This window comes from Kingella sp. (in: b-proteobacteria) (genome assembly GCF_030527935.1).
Lineage (GTDB): Bacteria > Pseudomonadota > Gammaproteobacteria > Burkholderiales > Neisseriaceae > Kingella_B.
In genome coordinates, this window is record NZ_JAUMZV010000002.1 from 56,532 (window position 1) to 72,427 (window position 15,896).

19 protein-coding genes and 1 pseudogene are annotated in these 15,896 nt (G+C 55.0%); 11 read left to right on the forward strand and 9 right to left on the reverse strand.

The genetic code is table 11. The features are described from left to right. Positions 1-38 precede the first annotated feature (38 nt). The 4 genes from Q4A85_RS01195 (at position 39) to tsaD (ending at position 2,723) form a co-directional block, all read left to right on the forward strand. Positions 39-821 carry an inositol monophosphatase gene (locus tag Q4A85_RS01195; protein WP_303107278.1) on the forward strand — a complete coding sequence of 261 codons (783 nt, stop codon included), beginning with the start codon at positions 39-41 and terminating at the stop codon, positions 819-821. Between the two features lie 43 nt (positions 822-864). Further along, on the forward strand, positions 865-1,188 hold the full coding sequence (locus tag Q4A85_RS01200; protein ID WP_303107208.1) for a hypothetical protein: 324 nt from the start codon (positions 865-867) through the stop codon (positions 1,186-1,188). A gap of 46 nt (positions 1,189-1,234) precedes the next feature. Beyond that, a complete protein-coding gene (locus tag Q4A85_RS01205; RefSeq protein WP_303107210.1) occupies positions 1,235-1,435 on the forward strand; it encodes a hypothetical protein in 201 nt (66 codons plus the stop codon). A 202-nt stretch (positions 1,436-1,637) separates the two neighbouring features. After that, positions 1,638-2,723, forward strand: coding sequence for a tRNA (adenosine(37)-N6)-threonylcarbamoyltransferase complex transferase subunit TsaD (gene tsaD / locus Q4A85_RS01210; protein WP_303107212.1), 1,086 nt, complete (start codon positions 1,638-1,640; stop codon positions 2,721-2,723). Between the two features lie 79 nt (positions 2,724-2,802). Here the strand turns inward: tsaD and Q4A85_RS01215 are convergent, their stop codons facing one another. Next, positions 2,803-3,369, reverse strand: coding sequence for a hypothetical protein (locus tag Q4A85_RS01215; RefSeq protein WP_303107213.1), 567 nt, complete (start codon positions 3,367-3,369; stop codon positions 2,803-2,805). On the opposite strand from Q4A85_RS01215, the gene Q4A85_RS01220 reads away from it, so the two are divergent. Together Q4A85_RS01220 and Q4A85_RS01225 are read left to right on the forward strand one after the other, a co-directional pair. Further along, complete coding sequence (locus Q4A85_RS01220; RefSeq protein WP_303107214.1) at positions 3,368-3,553, forward strand: hypothetical protein; 186 nt, start codon at positions 3,368-3,370, stop codon at positions 3,551-3,553. The genes Q4A85_RS01215 and Q4A85_RS01220 overlap by 2 nt on opposite strands. A 327-nt stretch (positions 3,554-3,880) precedes the next feature. Further along, entirely contained in the window at positions 3,881-5,536 is a 1,656-nt protein-coding gene (locus Q4A85_RS01225) for an electron transfer flavoprotein-ubiquinone oxidoreductase (protein WP_303107215.1), read from the forward strand. A 208-nt stretch (positions 5,537-5,744) separates the two neighbouring features. Here the strand turns inward: Q4A85_RS01225 and Q4A85_RS01230 are convergent, their stop codons facing one another. Beyond that, complete coding sequence (locus Q4A85_RS01230; protein WP_303107217.1) at positions 5,745-6,599, reverse strand: LysR family transcriptional regulator; 855 nt, start codon at positions 6,597-6,599, stop codon at positions 5,745-5,747. Between the two features lie 138 nt (positions 6,600-6,737). On the opposite strand from Q4A85_RS01230, the gene Q4A85_RS01235 reads away from it, so the two are divergent. Continuing rightward, positions 6,738-6,968, forward strand: coding sequence for a DUF2798 domain-containing protein (locus tag Q4A85_RS01235; protein WP_303107219.1), 231 nt, complete (start codon positions 6,738-6,740; stop codon positions 6,966-6,968). A 61-nt stretch (positions 6,969-7,029) separates the two neighbouring features. Here Q4A85_RS01235 and crcB read toward each other — a convergent pair whose 3' ends face one another. Both crcB and Q4A85_RS01245 read right to left on the reverse strand, forming a co-directional pair. Beyond that, entirely contained in the window at positions 7,030-7,395 is a 366-nt protein-coding gene (gene crcB / locus Q4A85_RS01240) for a fluoride efflux transporter CrcB (protein WP_303107221.1), read from the reverse strand. Positions 7,396-7,527: 132 nt separating this feature from the next. Further along, positions 7,528-8,340, reverse strand: coding sequence for a ferritin-like domain-containing protein (locus tag Q4A85_RS01245; protein WP_303107223.1), 813 nt, complete (start codon positions 8,338-8,340; stop codon positions 7,528-7,530). Positions 8,341-8,532: 192 nt separating this feature from the next. On the opposite strand from Q4A85_RS01245, the gene lolA reads away from it, so the two are divergent. From lolA to ubiB, 3 genes are all read left to right on the forward strand, one after another. Beyond that, positions 8,533-9,147 (forward strand): outer membrane lipoprotein chaperone LolA, encoded by a 615-nt coding sequence (lolA, locus tag Q4A85_RS01250; protein WP_303107224.1) that lies wholly within the window; start codon positions 8,533-8,535, stop codon positions 9,145-9,147. A gap of 36 nt (positions 9,148-9,183) precedes the next feature. Further along, a complete protein-coding gene (locus Q4A85_RS01255) occupies positions 9,184-9,321 on the forward strand; it encodes a hypothetical protein (protein WP_303107226.1) in 138 nt (45 codons plus the stop codon). Between the two features lie 70 nt (positions 9,322-9,391). Next, a complete protein-coding gene (ubiB, locus tag Q4A85_RS01260; RefSeq protein ID WP_303107227.1) occupies positions 9,392-10,903 on the forward strand; it encodes a ubiquinone biosynthesis regulatory protein kinase UbiB in 1,512 nt (503 codons plus the stop codon). Positions 10,904-10,961: 58 nt separating this feature from the next. Here ubiB and Q4A85_RS01265 read toward each other — a convergent pair whose 3' ends face one another. Further along, positions 10,962-11,108, reverse strand: a complete 147-nt coding sequence (locus Q4A85_RS01265) for a hypothetical protein (protein ID WP_303107228.1) — start codon at positions 11,106-11,108, stop codon at positions 10,962-10,964. A 156-nt stretch (positions 11,109-11,264) separates the two neighbouring features. Between Q4A85_RS01265 and Q4A85_RS01270 the strand changes: the two genes are divergently transcribed. Further along, positions 11,265-11,456 carry a hypothetical protein gene (locus Q4A85_RS01270; protein WP_303107229.1) on the forward strand — a complete coding sequence of 64 codons (192 nt, stop codon included), beginning with the start codon at positions 11,265-11,267 and terminating at the stop codon, positions 11,454-11,456. 16 nt (positions 11,457-11,472) lie between these two features. Here the strand turns inward: Q4A85_RS01270 and Q4A85_RS01275 are convergent, their stop codons facing one another. The 4 genes and pseudogenes from Q4A85_RS01275 to ettA all read right to left on the reverse strand — a co-directional run bounded on the left by Q4A85_RS01275 (position 11,473) and on the right by ettA (position 15,682). Then, positions 11,473-12,057 carry an SMC-Scp complex subunit ScpB gene (locus tag Q4A85_RS01275; RefSeq protein ID WP_303107230.1) on the reverse strand — a complete coding sequence of 195 codons (585 nt, stop codon included), beginning with the start codon at positions 12,055-12,057 and terminating at the stop codon, positions 11,473-11,475. A gap of 88 nt (positions 12,058-12,145) precedes the next feature. Further along, on the reverse strand, positions 12,146-13,153 hold the full coding sequence (locus Q4A85_RS01280; protein ID WP_303107232.1) for a CAP domain-containing protein: 1,008 nt from the start codon (positions 13,151-13,153) through the stop codon (positions 12,146-12,148). A 477-nt stretch (positions 13,154-13,630) separates the two neighbouring features. Continuing rightward, positions 13,631-13,890: pseudogene (locus Q4A85_RS01285) on the reverse strand (recombinase RecA). Positions 13,891-14,005: 115 nt separating this feature from the next. Next, positions 14,006-15,682, reverse strand: a complete 1,677-nt coding sequence (gene ettA, locus Q4A85_RS01290) for an energy-dependent translational throttle protein EttA (RefSeq protein WP_303107234.1) — start codon at positions 15,680-15,682, stop codon at positions 14,006-14,008. Positions 15,683-15,896: the final 214 nt, after the last annotated feature.

Below are 15,896 nucleotides of genomic sequence, written 5' to 3' on the forward strand. Positions count from 1 at the left end.
CCAACATTTTACCAAAAGCCGCTATGAAACCGATGACCTTGTTGCACGACTTAATCCGCGATGTGGCGGCAAATGAAATCATGCCGTATTTTTTGCGCGTGCAAAGTGCGCGTAAGGAAGATGGCAGCGTGTTGTCGCAGGCGGATTTGGCGGCGCAGGCAAAATTGGTTTTCAGGCTGCCGCAAATCATTGCTGCGCCTGTCTTGGGCGAAGAAATGACCGCCGCCGAGCAGCGGGCTTTGTGGGCGCAGCACGCGCATTCGGGCTTGTGGGTAATAGACCCGATTGATGGCACGAATAATTTTGTGAACGGGCTGCCGCATTTTGCGGTGTCTATTGCGTATGTGGCGCAGGGCAGGGCGCAGTTGGGCGCGATTTTTAACCCGATAAGCGGCGAATTGTTTTCGGCGGAACGCGGCGGAGGGGCGTTTTTAAACGATACGCGTTTGCCGTTGCGCTGTGTGCCGAAAAAATTGCACGAAGCCTTGGCGGGCGTGGATGTGAAGCGGCTGCGCTCGGCAAGGCTGGCAAACAGCATCAACCATTTTGCGCCGTTTGGCACGCTGCGCTGCTTGGGCAGCAGCACGCTGGATTGGTGCTATTTGGCGGCGGGGCGGCTGGATGTGTATTTGCACGGCGGGCAAAATTTGTGGGACTACGCGGCGGGCGCGTTGATTTTGGAAGAAGCGGGCGGGCTGCTTGCCACGCTGGAAGGCGATGATTTTTGGAGCGGCTTGCACGCGTTTAAACGCTCGGCGGTGGCGGCGGTGCAGCCTGAATTGTTTGAAAAATGGCTGGGGTGGATTAGGAAGAATCAGTAGTAGAGCGGTTTCAGGCTGCCTTTGGGCAAACAAGGAGAACAAAATGGATTTGATGGACGAAATCGTCATCCGCTTTCATCTTTTGGTGGCATTGTTTGCCGCCTTGGGCTTGATGAACCATTTTAGCTGGCCGCGCCTGCTCGCCTGCCTTGTTTACGCGCTGGGCTACGGCTTTATCCTGCTGTGGCTCAACGAGCAAAACCACCGCATGATGGTGTATGTGGTCAGCCTGCTGGGCGCGGCGTTTGCGCTGTATCACGCGATGGCGTGGATGAACGAACCCCATCCCAACCCACCCACGCTGATGGAGCAATATCAGCAACTGCAACAGCAAAAGCCCCCGCCCAGCGCATCGCCAGCGCAGTAGCGTTTATCGCCCGCGTGATGCGCGTCGTTTATTTTCAGGCTGCTTAATGCGCCCCAAAGGCAGCCTGAAAACCGAAACAGAGTTGCGAGATGGAAAACCGCGTGCGTGGCAAAGCCACACCCCCTACAACCCACACAAAAAAGGCAGCCTGAAAGTGGAACGTCGGTGGCTCGCCGACACATCGCCATCCGCTCACACCTGCCCATTTGGCGACGAACCATTGCCGCGCCAAGCAAAGGCAGCCTGAAAACATCGCCGCTGGCAACAAGCTGCATCAATGAAACATTCTGCACCCTGTTCCTTCTCCCGCTGGCGGAGAAGGCTAGGATGCGGGCAGTAGGCAAATTAAACCAACATCTTAACCTGCCCCCACCAGCGAAAACAAAATTTCAGGCTGCCTATCACCCCAAAGGCAGCCTGAAAACCACCCCCCACACGAAAGAACACCCATGCTCATCCTTGGAATTGAATCATCCTGCGACGAAACAGGCATCGCTCTATACGACACCGAGCGCGGTCTCATCGCCAACCAACTGCACACCCAAATGGCGATGCACGCCGAATACGGCGGCGTCGTGCCCGAACTCGCCAGCCGCGACCACATCCGCCGCCTTGTGCCGCTCACCCAAGCCGCGCTGGGCGAAGCCCACGCCGATTACGCCGACATTGATGCCATCGCCTACACGCAAGGGCCAGGCTTGGGCGGCGCGTTGCTGGCGGGCGCAGCCTATGCCAACGGCTTGGCACTCGCGCTGGGCAAGCCCGTGCTGCCCGTGCATCATTTGGAAGGGCATTTGCTCTCGCCCCTGCTGGCGGAGAACAAGCCCGAGTTTCCGTTTGTCGCCCTGCTGGTGTCGGGCGGGCACACGCAATTTATGGCGGTGCGCGGCTTTGGCGATTACGAACTCTTAGGCGAAACGGTAGACGATGCCGTAGGCGAAGCCTTTGATAAAACAGGCAAACTGCTCGGGCTGCGCTACCCTGCAGGCGCAGAATTATCCCAGCTTGCCAAGCTCGGGCAGCCTGAAATCTTCCATTTTCCCCGCCCCATGCTGCATTCCAAAGACCTACAAATGAGCTTTTCGGGGCTAAAAACCGCCATCCTAACCGCCGTAGAAAAAACCCGCGCCGAGCTGGGCTTGCCCCACGATGCGCCGCTGCCCGAAGCCACGCGCAACAACATCTGCCGCGCCTTTCAAGACGCGGTGGTGGACGTGCTCGCCGCCAAAGCGCAAACCGCGCTGTTGCAAACAGGCTTTCGCCGCTTGGTGGTGGCAGGCGGCGTGGGTGCAAACTGGAAGCTGCGCGAAGTATTAGGCAGCCTGAAAATCCAAACCCACACCAAAGCCGCGCCCGAAGCCGTGCAAACCTATTTCCCACCGCTCGCCTTGTGCACCGACAACGGCGCAATGATTGCCTTTGCGGGCGCAATGCGCTTGCAACACGGCATTCAGGCTGCCCAAGCAGCGGGCGCGTTTGATGTAAAACCGCGCTGGGCGTTGAGCGAATTGATGCGCGGGGCAAAGGCAGCCTGAAAACCAATCATCCAGCAATAAAAAACCGTTTGGCGTAATACCAAACGGTTTATGGTTTCAGGCTGCCTTTATTGGCGCACTACTGCGCGCGCGTAATTTGGTAAACCCCTGATAAATCATAAATTCTATACCGCGCAGATTCGTGTCGCCCGTTGCCTGCGTAGCTCAACACAAGGGCTTGTTTTTTGGCGTAATCCGTCCAGCCGATAAACAAGCCGCTGTGTTCTGCGTTGTGGTAGCTGTAATTGATGTAATACAGCCAATCGCCTGCGCGGATTTGGTTGGGCGCGGCGTAGGGGCCTGATTTTTTGCTTTGGTAGGTGGTTTGGCGCAGGATGCGCGGCACGCCTGCTTTGGTGAAGATGTGGTCAAGATAGTCCCAGCAGCTGCCGCGCACGACTGTGCCGTTGTCTAGCGTGGCGCGGCGGGCTTCGTATAACACGTTGCGGGTTTTGCCCGATGTGCTTTGTTCGGCTTGCAGCAGCAGCCCAAGCGTGTCCACTTCGCTCAGTTCGGGGGTAACGGGGCGGCTGGCGCGGGCGGTTTGGCTGGCTTTGCGGGGTTTGTGGTGGCTGGTTTTGTGTGGTGTGGGCGCGGCGCAGGCGGCGAGCAGGCTGGCGCAAATAAGGAGAGCGATTTTGTTCATGTTTACATTTGATAACGGCGTGTTAAAAAAAGCATATTTTGGCAGCATTTGGCGGGTGGATAAAGGCTGCGCGGGGATAAAAAATGTTAAAATCGCGCCCAATCAATCTATTCTGTTTTCAGGCTGCCTTGATGGTGTGGGGCAGCCTGAAAACTGTTTAACAATCATTTTCAGACTGCTGTAAACAGTATCAACAGATATAAACCTTGGCAAAAACCTAATTTCCCAACCTGCGCTATGCGTTAAAGCAGATTCCCGCCTGCGCGGGAATGACGGCATTTTAGGTTGTGGAAACGTTTTAGGCAGCCTGAAACGTGTTTAAAAATATAGTTGATTAAAATTGCAATGATACGGCGTTGCCAACGCCCTTATGTACGATTTGTACACGGCGGGTATTGTCGCCTTGTCTCATTTTATTTTAATCAACTATCACTTTCAGGCTGCGGAAAACCGCATCAATCCACAAGCATAAAGGCAGCCTGAAAACGCATAATCAACAAGGAATCCAACCATGAACCAAACTGAACGCGATGCGATGCAATACGATGTGGTAATTGTGGGCGCGGGCGTGGCGGGCTTGTCTGCCGCGATTAAATTGAAGCAGCTGGCGGCGGGCGCGGGGCGCGACATCAGCGTGTGCGTGCTGGAAAAGGGCAGCGAAGTGGGGGCGCATATTGTGTCGGGCGCGGTGTTTGACCCGATTGCGCTCAACGAATTGCTGCCCAACTGGCGCGAGCTGGATGCGCCGCTCACCCGCGCCGTTAGCGAAGACGAAACCCTGTTTTTAACCGCCGAACGCGCTTTCAGGCTGCCTGTTACCCCCAATTTTGACAACCAAGGCAACTACATCATCAGCTTGGGGCTGCTGTGCCGCTGGCTGGCGGAGCAGGCGGAGTGCTTGGGCGTGGAAATTTACGCGGGATTTGCCGCAACCGAATTGCTGTTCCATGCCGATGGCAGCATCAAAGGCGTGGCAACGGGCAACATGGGGGTGGGCAAGGATGGCGCGCCCACGGCAAATTTCCAAGCGGGCATGGAATTGCACGCGCAGCAAACGCTGTTTGCCGAAGGCGCGCGCGGCTCGCTCACGCAGCAAGTCATCGCCCAATTTGCGCTAGACCGCGATTGCCAGCCGCAAACTTATGGCTTGGGCATCAAAGAGATATGGGAAGTGCCGCCCGAGCAATGCCATGCGGGGCGCGTGCAGCACACCGTGGGCTATCCGCTGGATTGGCGCACCTATGGCGGCGCGTTTGTTTACCATTTGGACAACAACCAAATCGCGCTGGGCATGGTGGTGGGGCTGGATTACCAAAACCCCTATCTGTCGCCGTTTGATGAATTGCAGCGGCTGAAATTGCACCCCGAAATCCGCAAAATGCTCACAGGCGGGCGGCGCGTGGCGTATGGGGCGCGGGCGTTGGTGGAAGGCGGTTTGCAGAGTTTGCCGCATCTGGCGTTTGCCGGCGGCGCGTTGATTGGCGACTGCGCGGGCTTTTTGAACGTGCCGCGCATCAAGGGCGCACACACCGCGATGAAATCCGCCATGCTGGCCGCCGAAGCCATCTTCCCCCTGCTGGATGACTTGGGCGATAGGCAGCCTGAAAGCGGTAAACAAGCTGATGCCTACGAAACTTTGTTTAAAAACAGTTGGCTGTATCAAGAATTGCATCAAGCGCGCAACATCCGCCCCGCGTTTAAATGGGGCTTAATCCCCGCCATGATTTATTCGGGCTTGGAATTTTACCTGCTCAAAGGGCGCACGCCGTGGACGCTCAAACACCACGGCACCGACCACGGCAGCCTGAAAAAAGCCGCCGCCTGCCAGCCGATTGACTACCCCAAGCCCGATGGCACGCTCACTTTTGACCGACTTAGCAGCGTGCAACTGGCAAACGTGGCGCACGAAGAAAACCAGCCATCGCACCTGCGCCTGCGCCATCCGCGCCTGATGCTGGATGTGAACGCGGCGGAATACGCTTCGCCCGAAACGCGCTACTGCCCCGCTGGCGTGTATGAAATCGTGCACGACAACGGCGCGGCACGTTTGCAAATCAACGCCGCCAACTGCGTGCATTGCAAAACCTGCGACATCAAAGACCCCACGCAAAACATTGAATGGACTTGCCCCGAAGGCGGCGGCGGGGCGAATTATGGGGCGATGTGATGAGCGATTGAGTTTGCCCAGTGATAAAAGGCAGCCTGAAAACGTGTTTTTCCGTTTTCAGGCTGCCTGAAATCTTTGCAAAGCCGAAGTAGGTCGGGCATTTATGCCCATATTTCGTTGTGGCGTATTCAGATAAATTAGGTTCGTGTTCGTCGGGCATAAATGCCCGACCTACCGATGAAGCGAGAACTCGTTTTCAGGCTGCCTTTCATTCCGCCAAGATGCTTATCAAAAAATCCGCCACAGCGCGAATTTTGGGCAAATGGCGCAAATCCTCATGCATCACCAAATAAACATCCGCCGCAAACGCTTCTTCTGCCCCATCATCCGCATCATTTAAGCCAACAGGCACAAAATTATCTTGCGGGTAAACGTATAAATCGGGCAGCAAGCCGATGCCCATTTGGGCGGCGATGGTGGTTTTGATTAAATCAAAATTATTGCAAGTCAAAATAATGGGGCGGTTTGCCAATTGCGCCGCTGCCCAACGGCTGTGCGCACCGTTGGCAACAAAATGGCAATACATCCGCTTGGGCGGCGGGCAGGTTGCCAGATAATCGGCGTGGGCATAAAAGCGATAAAAAACGGTGCGCAGGCGGCGCGTTACCAAATCGTTTTGCTGCGGCGGCACAATGCGCAGGGCAATATCGGCTTGGCGGGCGTGCAAATTGATGATGCGGGCATCGCTTTGCAACACAAGGCGGATATGGGGATGCTGGCGGGTGAACGCGGGAAAATGGGGCATCAGCATCGCTTTAATCAACACGGGCGGCGCAGAAATTACCACTTCGGTAATGGCTTCGCGCTGCTCGCGTGCGGTGCGCAGCAAGGTGTTCATGCCGATGGCGATTTCTTGCACTTGGCTGTGAATGCGTGCGCCCTCGTCGGTGAGCAAATAGCGGCGACCAATGCGGTCAAACAGGCGCAGCCCCAGCGTTGCTTCCAAGCGGGCAATGCGCCGTGCGATGGTGCTGTGTTGCACGCCCAATGCTTCGGCGGCTACGGTAAGGGTTTGTTTTTCTACTAATATCTTGAAATACAGCAGGTCGTCCCAGTTGTTCATGGCGTGGCTTTCGTGTAGCAGGCGGGCTTTTCAGGCTGCCTTTTGTGCAATTATGCGCAGTGTTGGATGATTTTTCGTATTTTAATGGATGGATGCACAGATTAAACTGCGGTTTTGCTGTTCAACAAGGAAGATGCCATGAAAAAATTGCCCAAAAAATACGCAGGCGTGCTGTTTTCGTTTTACGCTTCGGCGATTATGGTGCTGATTGTAAGCAGCGTGTTGGTTGCGCTGAACACGGGGCTGGGCGCGGGCTATGGGCTGCGTGTGATGAAATCTTATTTGATTACTTGGCCCATTGCTTTTGCCAGCTTGCTGCTGGTGCGCCCGCTGGTGGCGAAGTGGGTGGCGGCTAGCGTGGCGGATTGAATGAAGTCAAATAATAGGCAGCCTGAAAACGGGAAAACTCATTTTCAGGCTGCCTTTGCGATTACTCCCGCGCCAGCTTGCCCACCAACCACGCACCCAATACCACTGCGCCCACGCCGCCGCCCAAATGCAGCAGCAGCGCGGTAAACATATTTTGCCATTGCTGGCGTTGGCTCAGTTGCACCAATTCGGCAGCAAAGGTGGAAAACGTGGTTAAGCTGCCGAGCAAGCCTGTGATTAGGAATAGTTTGATGTTGGTGGGCAGATTAAGCACCAGCGCCGCGCCGATGGCAAAGCAGCCAATCAGGTTGGCGAGCAGCGTGCCCAGCGGCAAGGCTGCCCAGCTGGGGTTAAACCATGCGGCAAGTTGCCAGCGAATCAGCGCGCCGATAATGGCACCTGCGGCGATGTAAAAGGGTTGGGGCATTTTCAGACTGCCTTTGGGGATTGGATTTTGCGTAAGCACGCAAACAAGGTTAGTTGGATTTTCAGGCTGCCTTTGTTGCATTGGGCAAAGGCAGCCTGAAAGCTCTGTTGGATGACAAAAACGGATGCCGTGCTACATCTTCAAGCTCGCTTCAAAATGCTCCAACATCGCCAGTTCAAACGCACTAAACCCCGCCTGCTCCCGCGCTTCCAGATTAACGTGTCCGCGAAAAATAAACATATCGTAGCGGCGCAGCAGGCGGCGGAACAGCTCTTGCGGGTCTAACCCGCGCTCGCGGCAAAGGTGCTGATACCAATGGTTGCCAAAGCGCACGTGTCCCACTTCGTCGCGGTAGATGATGTCCAGCACCGCGCAGGTTTCTTCATCGCCGCGCTGCGCCACTTTGGCGCGAATGGCGGGGGTAACGTCCAGCCCACGCGCTTCCAGCACGCGCGGCACCAATGCCATGCGCAGCAAGGGGTCGTAAGCCGTTTTGTATGCCATGTCCCACAAATGCGCGTGCGCGGTGAAGTCGCCGTAATCGTAGCCATGCGCGTTGAGCCGCGCGCGCATCAGGGCAAAATGCTCGCATTCTTCTTTGGCTACTTGCAGCCAGTTTGCCGCAAACGGCGCGGGCAGCGTGCGAAAGCGATACGCCGCATCCAGCGCAAGGTTAATCGCGTTAAATTCAATGTGGGCAATCGCGTGCAACATCGCCGCGTAGCCTTCGGTGGTGCTGGTTTTGCGCTTGTCCACCGCCGTGGCGGGCACCAGCTCGGGGCGCGCGGGGCGACCTGCGATTTGAATATCGTGCACAGGGCTGTCGTTCACAATTTTCAGGCTGCCTGCTTGATATTGTTGATACAGCGCCAGCGTTTGTTCGCATTTGCGCGTGGGGTCGGTTTCGCGCAGAGCGTGTTCCAGTTGAATATAAAAATGAGCCATGATTTAAAATTGGGTAAACAAAAATGAATTTTGTTGTTTGGATTGAATTGGTTATCGCGCATCATGCATTTTATACAGCGCGAAAGGCTTTTCATGCTGCCTGAAAGTATCTAATATCCGCGCTGCTTGTTAGAACCTGCAAATTGAATGCAGGTTCTTGTATTGTAACGCAACTACTATAAGGACTAAATGATGAAAACTTGGAAAACCCTATTTGCCGCTGCCTTGTTTACCGCGTTTGCCGCCCAAGCCCAAGCGGGCGCGATTGATGCGCTGAAAAAGTTTAACGATGATGCAGACGGCATCAGCGGCTCGTTCACGCAAACCGTGCGCAGCAAAAAGAAAACGCAAACCAGCTCGGGCAGCTTCAAAATCCTGCGACCCGGCTTATTCCGCTGGGAATACACCAAGCCGTATCAGCAAACCATTGTGGGCGATGGCAAAACCATTTGGCTGTATGATGTTGAATTAAAACAAGTTACCAAATCCAACCAAAACCAAGCCATTGGCGACAGCCCCGCCGCCATTTTGTCCAACAAAACCGCGCTGGATGCCAGCTATTCGCTCAAAGAAGACGGCAGCAAAAACGGCGTGGATTATGTGCTCGCCACACCAAAGAAAAACAACGCGGGCTATCAATTTATCCGCATCGGCTTTAAGGGCGACACGCTGGCGGCGATGGAGCTGAAAGACAGCTTTGGCAATCAAACCAGCATCAGCTTTGGCGGCGTGAACACCAATGCCAATCTATCGCGCGGCGCGTTCACGTTTACACCGCCCAAAGGCGTGGATGTGTTGAGCCAATAATTTGTAATTTGTGTTTTCAGGCTGCCTATTTGATGGATGAATAGGCAGCCTGAAAATTATTTTGCGCCATCCAACGGCGGATTGCATCATGTGGCGGAACAAAGCTACGCGGTTTGCCAATATGTCGGCAAGCCGCCGATGCGCCATTTCAGGCTGCCTATTACACCCAAATAGGCAGTCTGAAAACCATCCTGCCGCCGCAAAACCTTTATAATTGCGTTTTCTGTTTACACGATTGCCCGCTATGAAATGGTTTTCCCGTTCCGCCGTTATCCTGAAAACGCTGTATCGCTATGGTTTAGCGGATATGGTTACGCCGCATATTCGCCTGCGTTGGTTGCAAAAACTGGCGTTGCGCCTGCCTAAATCGCAGCAGTTTGCCGCTGAGCCTTTGCCTGTGCGGCTGCGGCTGGCTCTGGAAAGCCTAGGGCCGATTTTTGTGAAGCTGGGGCAGGTGCTTTCCACCCGCCCCGATTTGCTGCCGCCTGATTACGCGGCGGAATTGGCAAGGTTGCAGGATAAAGTGCCGCCGTTTGCCGCAGCGTTGTCGCGCCAGCAAATTGAAGCGTCGCTGGGGCGGCGGATTGATGAATTGTATGCAGAATTTGGCGACGAGCCTGTGGCAAGCGCGTCCATTGCGCAGGTGCATCGGGCGCGGCTGTTTAGCGGCGAAGCGGTGGCGGTGAAGGTGTTGCGCCCCAATTTGCTGGGCGTGATTGAGCAGGATTTGGCGTTGATGCGCTTTGGCGCAGCATGGATTGAGCGCGTGTTTGCCGATGGCAAGCGGTTGAAGCCGCGCGAAGTGGTGGCGGAGTTTGACAAATATTTGCACGACGAACTGGATTTGATGCGCGAAGCGGCAAACGCCAGCCAGCTTGGGCGGCAGTTTGCGGGCAGCGATAAGTTGATTGTGCCGCAAGTGTTTTTTGATTATTGCAGCCGCGAAGTGCTGACGATTGAATGGATGGACGGCACGCCGATTTCAGAAATAGGCAGCCTGAAAGCGCAAGGCATTGATTTAAAACAACTGGCGCGTTATGGCGTGGAGATTTTTTTCACGCAGGTGTTTAGCCACGGCTTTTTCCACGCCGATATGCACCCTGGTAATATTTTGGTGGCGGCGGATGGGCGGTATATTGCGCTGGATTTTGGCATCGTGGGCAGCTTGACGGATTACGACAAGCGGTATTTGGCGATTAACTTTTTGGCATTTTTCAACCGCGATTATCACCGCGTGGCAACGGCACACATTGAAAGCGGCTGGGTGCCGCCTGATACGCGGGCGGAAGATTTGGAAGCGGCGGTGCGCACGGTGTGCGAGCCGATTTTTAACAAGCCACTGTCGCAGATTTCGTTTGGCATAGTGTTGATGCGCCTGTTTGAAACCAGCCGCCGTTTTAATGTGGAAATTCAGCCGCAGCTCGTGTTGCTGCAAAAAACGCTGTTAAACATTGAAGGCTTGGGGCGGCAGCTAGACCCCGATTTGGACTTATGGAAAACGGCGAAACCGTTTTTGGTGAAATGGATGGACAGTCAAATTGGCGTGCGCGCACTGCTGAAAAATTTGAAAGACGAAGCCCCCGATTGGGCGGAAATCCTGCCCAGCCTGCCGCGCAAAGTCGCCGCGCTGGTGGACGAGAAAAAACACGATGAAATGCGGCAGGCAACACTGCATTTAATTCAAAGCCAAAAGCGGCAGAATTTTTGGCTGGCGATGATTGCGCTGGTGTTGGTGTTGATGCTGGTGTTTAAGTGATGTGGATAGTTAGGCAGCCTGAAAATGGGGTAGAACCGTTTTCAGGCTGCCTTTTTATTTAGAACCTGTATGCAGATAGTGAGTACAGATTCTTAAACCAGCGCACGGCTTGCAAGCAAGCCGTAGGGGGCGCGGGTTGGCGTTTCAGGCTGCCCCAGCATTTGCGCCCGCGTTTGGGTATTCTAGGCAGCAGTAGGTCGGGCATTCATGCCCGACAAAATTTGAAAATAAAACGAGAGAATGTCGGGCATGAATGCCCGACCTACACGGCTATTTTGTGTTGCGTTTTAGGCTTTGCATGGGTTTCAGGCTGCTTTAATGGTTTGAGGCGGCCTGAAACGGGGTAGGGTGGAATGCAACGATGCTGGGTAATGGGCTGCTATTTATGGGCGCGGGCGGGATGGTTGGGCCGCTGGAAATGGTGGGCGCGTGGGGTGCAGGGGCTTGCCCTGCTCGTGGTAGGCGGCAAAACGCCCGCTCTGGCAAAAATAGGCAAGGGCAGCCTGAAAAGTGCAGCCTGAAATGGGGGCAAACAATGGCAAAGGCAGCCTGAAAATGGGTGGGCGAGGTTATACGGGTTCGGATTCGGCTGCGCTGCTTGCGTCTTCGCTTTCGCCAAACAGCTCGGGAATTTCGGGCAGGATAAGCTCGCCTAGCTCGGTGAGCGGGGGGAGTTCGGCTAGGCTGGCGAGTTGTAGGTCGCTAAGAAATTGCTCGGTGGTTGCCCACAGCGCGGGTTTGCCGATGCTGTCGCGCTGTCCGATGATTTCTATCCAGCCGCGCTCTTGCAGGGTTTGCATGACGTTTTGCGATACGGTTACGCCGCGTATGTTTTCTATGTCGCCACGGGTTACGGGCTGTTGGTAGGCGATGATGGCTAGGGTTTCCATGACGGCGCGGGAGTAGCGGGGGGCGCGGGTGTCGTTTAGGCTGGCAAGCTGTGGGTAGGCTTCGGGGGCGATTTGGAATCGCCAGCCTTCTGCGCTGTGTACGAGTGCTAGGGCGCGGTTTTGCCAGCGGGCTTTCAGGCTGCCTAATACGTCAATGAGTTTGTCGGGTGAGAGCGGCGGGGTGCAGAGTTCGCGCATGGTTTTTTCGCTGAGTGGCTCGGCTTGGGTGAGCAGGGCGGCTTCTATTAGGGATTCGGGAGTCATGGTGGTTTGCGATGGGTGGGGTGGATGGTTTGGGCTTCGCTGAAATGCGTTTCGTTTGTTTTCAGGCTGCCTTTGGGTTGTGGCGGGCTTATTCAAACCAATGGCGTTTTTTGCGGGTGCGGAATGTCCATGTTTCGTTGTGTTGTTTGCCGTTTTGGCTGTAAACGAATTGGGCGGTGTATTCGGTGTCGTAGTCTAGTGGTTTGGGGGCGAATAGGGCAAATTCGTTGGTTTGCAGTTGGTGGTTGGGGTCGTTGGCGGCGGTGAGTATGGTGGGGTTGGCGATTTCGCCTTGGCTGCTGCGTAGGGTGAAGCGGTGTAGGGTGATGGGTTCTTGCTCGCCGTAAAAGGCGATGCTGACGGGGTTGCCAACGGGGTTGCGGGTGGGCATGGGGTTGGGGTTTTCTTTGCCGTCGTAGCTGGGGTCTATGTTGTTACCGATGGGGAATTTGACGGGGGCGTGGTGTTCGGGTGGGAGTTCGTCAAGCGGGATACTGGTTTTGTCGCCGTTGCAGAGTAGGGTGAGCAGGTAGCGGCTGCGGTTTTGGGCGAGTTGGTCGGCTTGGGCGCAGAGTTCGCGCTCGTGGCTGCTGCCTTGTTCTACTACGAAGGCGTTGTATTTGCCGCGCACCCATGCTGCGCCTGCTTCATTGTGGGTGGGGGTGAGCAGGGCTAGGCGGTGGTATAGGGCGGTCATTAGGCTGTCGGTGCTGGTTCTGCCTGAGCGGGCGAAGTTGCTGATGGTCAGATTTTCGGCTACGCCTGCGCTGTATCCTGCGGCAACGGCGCGGGCTTGCGGGTCTGCGCCTGTGTAGCTGGGGTTGCTGCGGTGGGTTTCGTCGTGCCCTTCGGGGTCGCGGCTTAGGTAGCGGGCGTGGTTTTGCGCGGCTTTTTGCAGTTGGGCGTTGGGGGCGAGCGCGGGCAAGCCTGCTTGGGTGCGCCAATGGTTTAGGCGGTCTAGTCCTGCTTGGGCTTCTTTGTCGGGGTTGTAGCGAATTTGGGATAGGTAGCCCATGCCGAGCAGCAGGGCGGAGACGGGCAGCCAGAAGTATAGGAGACGGCGGATTAGGGGGGATTGGTGGTGGTTTTTTTTCATGGTGGTGGGGTAGGACTGTTTACATTGGTGTTGTGGCGATTTTTACGCCAAAACGACATCTGCCGCGTTGCAAATCCTTGCAAAGTGTCCAACTTTGCTGTGGTTTGCGCCTTGCATCTACCATTTTCTGACATAAAATCCGCTTCGCAAACCCATTGCAAACAACCACTAGGCAGCCTGAAAAGGTAGCGTGGCGATTATATAGGGTAAAGCGGGTATTTTTTATGGATGTTCATTTACGGTATTGTCCTTGAAATACTGCAAACAACGCTAGGGGTTTCTATATTTAAGGCAGTATGAAACGATATTTTAAGAACCTGTATATTCACTATTCTCATAGGCATCTTTTATGCCCTAAAAACGCGGCTACTGCGTTAAAAATGCTCGCAAGGTGTCCAACCTTGCTGTGCTTTTTGCCTTGTATCCGCGCTTTTATGTCATAAAATCTGTCTATGGAAATAGTGTGAATACAGGTTCTCAGTTTTTCAGGTTGCCTGCTGTATCCTGCTGCGCCTTCGCCCAAGATACGGTAGCAGTAATGGCGGCTTGGGCTTGCGGGCTGTTTTCCAGCAGCTGGAACCTGTGATTGCCGCGCCCTGCTGCAAAATATCGGCGGGGTTGGCGGCGGCGAGTTTGGCTACGTCGTCCAAACCCATTTGCTGCAAGCGTTGCAAGACGGTTTTGCCTACGCCTTTTACGGCGAGCAGGCTGGCGGTTTGGGCTTCGGTGAAGGGCATGGTTGTTCCTTTGTGATGGTTGGGGAATGGGAAGACAGCCTGAAACGTGCGAAATGGTTCAGGCAGCCTGAAAACTGTTTAGGCAGCCTGAAACCCATTTTCAGGCTGCCTTTCATCACCGCGTTACAGGCTTATACCGAATCCGTTTCGGTTTCGCGCCTTCTTCGCCGAGTCGGCGTTTCTTATCGGCTTCATATTCCTGATAGTTGCCGTCGAAGAACACCCATTTCGAATCGCCTTCGCAAGCCAGAATATGCGTAGCGATGCGGTCGAGGAACCAGCGGTCGTGCGAAATCACCATCACGCTGCCGGCAAATTCCAGCAATGCGTCTTCCAGCGCGCGCAGGGTTTCCACGTCAAGGTCGTTGGACGGTTCGTCCAGCAGCAACACATTGCCGCCGCTCAACAAGGTTTTTGCCAAGTGCAGCCTGCCGCGTTCGCCGCCGGAGAGTTGCCCCGCGATTTTGCTTTGGTCGCTGCCTTTGAAGTTGAAACGACCCAAATATTGGCGGGCGGGAATTTCAAACTGTCCCACCTGCAAAATGTCGCGGCCTTCGGCGATGTTGTCGAACACAGTTTTATCGTTTTGCAAACCTTCGCGGCTTTGGTCAATCAGGCTCATTTTCACGGTTTGCCCGATTTTCACTTCGCCGGAATCGGGCTGCTCTTTGCCCGCAATCATTTTGAACAGCGTCGATTTACCCGCGCCGTTCGGACCGATGATGCCGACAATCGCGCCCGCAGGCACTTTGAAGCTCAAATCGTCAATCAGCACTTTATCGCCAAACGATTTGGAAACGTTCACAAATTCAATCACTTCGTTACCCAAACGCTCGGCGACGGGAATAAAGATTTCCTGCGTTTCATTGCGTTTTTGGTATTCGTAGTTGCTCATTTCCTCAAAACGCGCCAGACGCGCTTTGGACTTGGCTTGGCGGCCTTTGGCATTTTGGCGCACCCATTCCAATTCCTGCTTCATCGCCTTCACGCGCGCGGCTTCGGATTTCGCCTCGTTTTCCAAGCGTTTTTCTTTCTGCTCCAGCCAAGACGAGTAATTGCCTTTCCACGGAATACCGTGTCCGCGGTCGAGTTCCAAAATCCATTCGGCGGCGTTGTCGAGGAAGTAGCGGTCGTGTGTTACGGCAACGACTGTGCCGGGGAAGCGTACCAAGAATTGCTCCAGCCATTCGACCGATTCAGCGTCCAAGTGGTTGGTCGGCTCGTCCAGCAGCAGCATATCGGGCTTGCTCAACAAAAGTTTGCACAAAGCGACGCGGCGTTTTTCACCGCCGGACAGATGGCCGATTTTGGCATCCCATTCCGGCAGGCGCAGCGCATCGGCAGCGATTTCCAATTCGTGTTCCGCACCCCCGCCCGTGGACGAACCCGCCGCGATAATCGCTTCCAAGCGGCTCTGCTCTTCCGCCAGCGCGTCAAAATCCGCATCGGGATTGGCGTACTCGGCATACACTTCTTCCAAACGTTTCTGCGCGGCGGCCACTTCGCCCAAACCGCTTTCCACTTCCTCGCGCACGGTTTTCTCAGGATCAAGCTCCGGCTCTTGCGGCAGATAGCCGATTTTGATGCCGCCCATCGGCACGGCTTCGCCCTCAAATTCCTTATCCACACCCGCCATAATCCGCAGCACGGTGGACTTGCCCGCGCCGTTCAAACCGAGCAGGCCGATTTTCGCACCGGGGAAGAAGGAAAGGGAAATATCTTTAATGATGGTTTTCTGCGGCGGCACAACCTTGCTCACGCGCAGCATGGAATAGACGTATTGTTGGGACATGGGGGCTCCTTATGGAATGGTTGGGAAAGGGGTAGGCAGCCTGAAAAGGGGAAACGGATGTTTCAGGCTACTTTAAAGGTAATGGTATGGCGACATACGAGAAGTTAGCCTGCTAAGCGGGCAGTGTTTGCAAATGGCTTCGATAACAACATACATCCCACCGTTAATATTATCAGCAAGCGGGATTTTAATTTTCTTTTTCCGTTGCCAAAAG

Excerpts from the sequence above, each read along its gene's own strand:
- ettA (WP_303107234.1), bottom strand. The coding sequence starts at position 15,682 with ATGTCCCAACAATACGTCTATTCCATGCTGCGCGTGAGCAAGGTTGTG.
- Q4A85_RS01275 (WP_303107230.1), bottom strand. The coding sequence starts at position 12,057 with ATGACTCCCGAATCCCTAATAGAAGCCGCCCTGCTCACCCAAGCCGAG.
- Q4A85_RS01220 (WP_303107214.1), top strand. The coding sequence starts at position 3,368 with ATGTTTACATTTGATAACGGCGTGTTAAAAAAAGCATATTTTGGCAGC.
- Q4A85_RS01200 (WP_303107208.1), top strand. The coding sequence starts at position 865 with ATGGATTTGATGGACGAAATCGTCATCCGCTTTCATCTTTTGGTGGCA.
- lolA (WP_303107224.1), top strand. The coding sequence starts at position 8,533 with ATGAAAACTTGGAAAACCCTATTTGCCGCTGCCTTGTTTACCGCGTTT.
- tsaD (WP_303107212.1), top strand. The coding sequence starts at position 1,638 with ATGCTCATCCTTGGAATTGAATCATCCTGCGACGAAACAGGCATCGCT.
- Q4A85_RS01215 (WP_303107213.1), bottom strand. The coding sequence starts at position 3,369 with ATGAACAAAATCGCTCTCCTTATTTGCGCCAGCCTGCTCGCCGCCTGC.
- crcB (WP_303107221.1), bottom strand. The coding sequence starts at position 7,395 with ATGCCCCAACCCTTTTACATCGCCGCAGGTGCCATTATCGGCGCGCTG.
- Q4A85_RS01255 (WP_303107226.1), top strand. The coding sequence starts at position 9,184 with ATGAATAGGCAGCCTGAAAATTATTTTGCGCCATCCAACGGCGGATTG.
- Q4A85_RS01270 (WP_303107229.1), top strand. The coding sequence starts at position 11,265 with ATGCTGGGTAATGGGCTGCTATTTATGGGCGCGGGCGGGATGGTTGGG.
- Q4A85_RS01235 (WP_303107219.1), top strand. The coding sequence starts at position 6,738 with ATGAAAAAATTGCCCAAAAAATACGCAGGCGTGCTGTTTTCGTTTTAC.
- Q4A85_RS01205 (WP_303107210.1), top strand. The coding sequence starts at position 1,235 with ATGCGCCCCAAAGGCAGCCTGAAAACCGAAACAGAGTTGCGAGATGGA.
- Q4A85_RS01280 (WP_303107232.1), bottom strand. The coding sequence starts at position 13,153 with ATGAAAAAAAACCACCACCAATCCCCCCTAATCCGCCGTCTCCTATAC.
- Q4A85_RS01225 (WP_303107215.1), top strand. The coding sequence starts at position 3,881 with ATGAACCAAACTGAACGCGATGCGATGCAATACGATGTGGTAATTGTG.
- Q4A85_RS01245 (WP_303107223.1), bottom strand. The coding sequence starts at position 8,340 with ATGGCTCATTTTTATATTCAACTGGAACACGCTCTGCGCGAAACCGAC.
- ubiB (WP_303107227.1), top strand. The coding sequence starts at position 9,392 with ATGAAATGGTTTTCCCGTTCCGCCGTTATCCTGAAAACGCTGTATCGC.
- Q4A85_RS01265 (WP_303107228.1), bottom strand. The coding sequence starts at position 11,108 with ATGCCCGACCTACTGCTGCCTAGAATACCCAAACGCGGGCGCAAATGC.
- Q4A85_RS01230 (WP_303107217.1), bottom strand. The coding sequence starts at position 6,599 with ATGAACAACTGGGACGACCTGCTGTATTTCAAGATATTAGTAGAAAAA.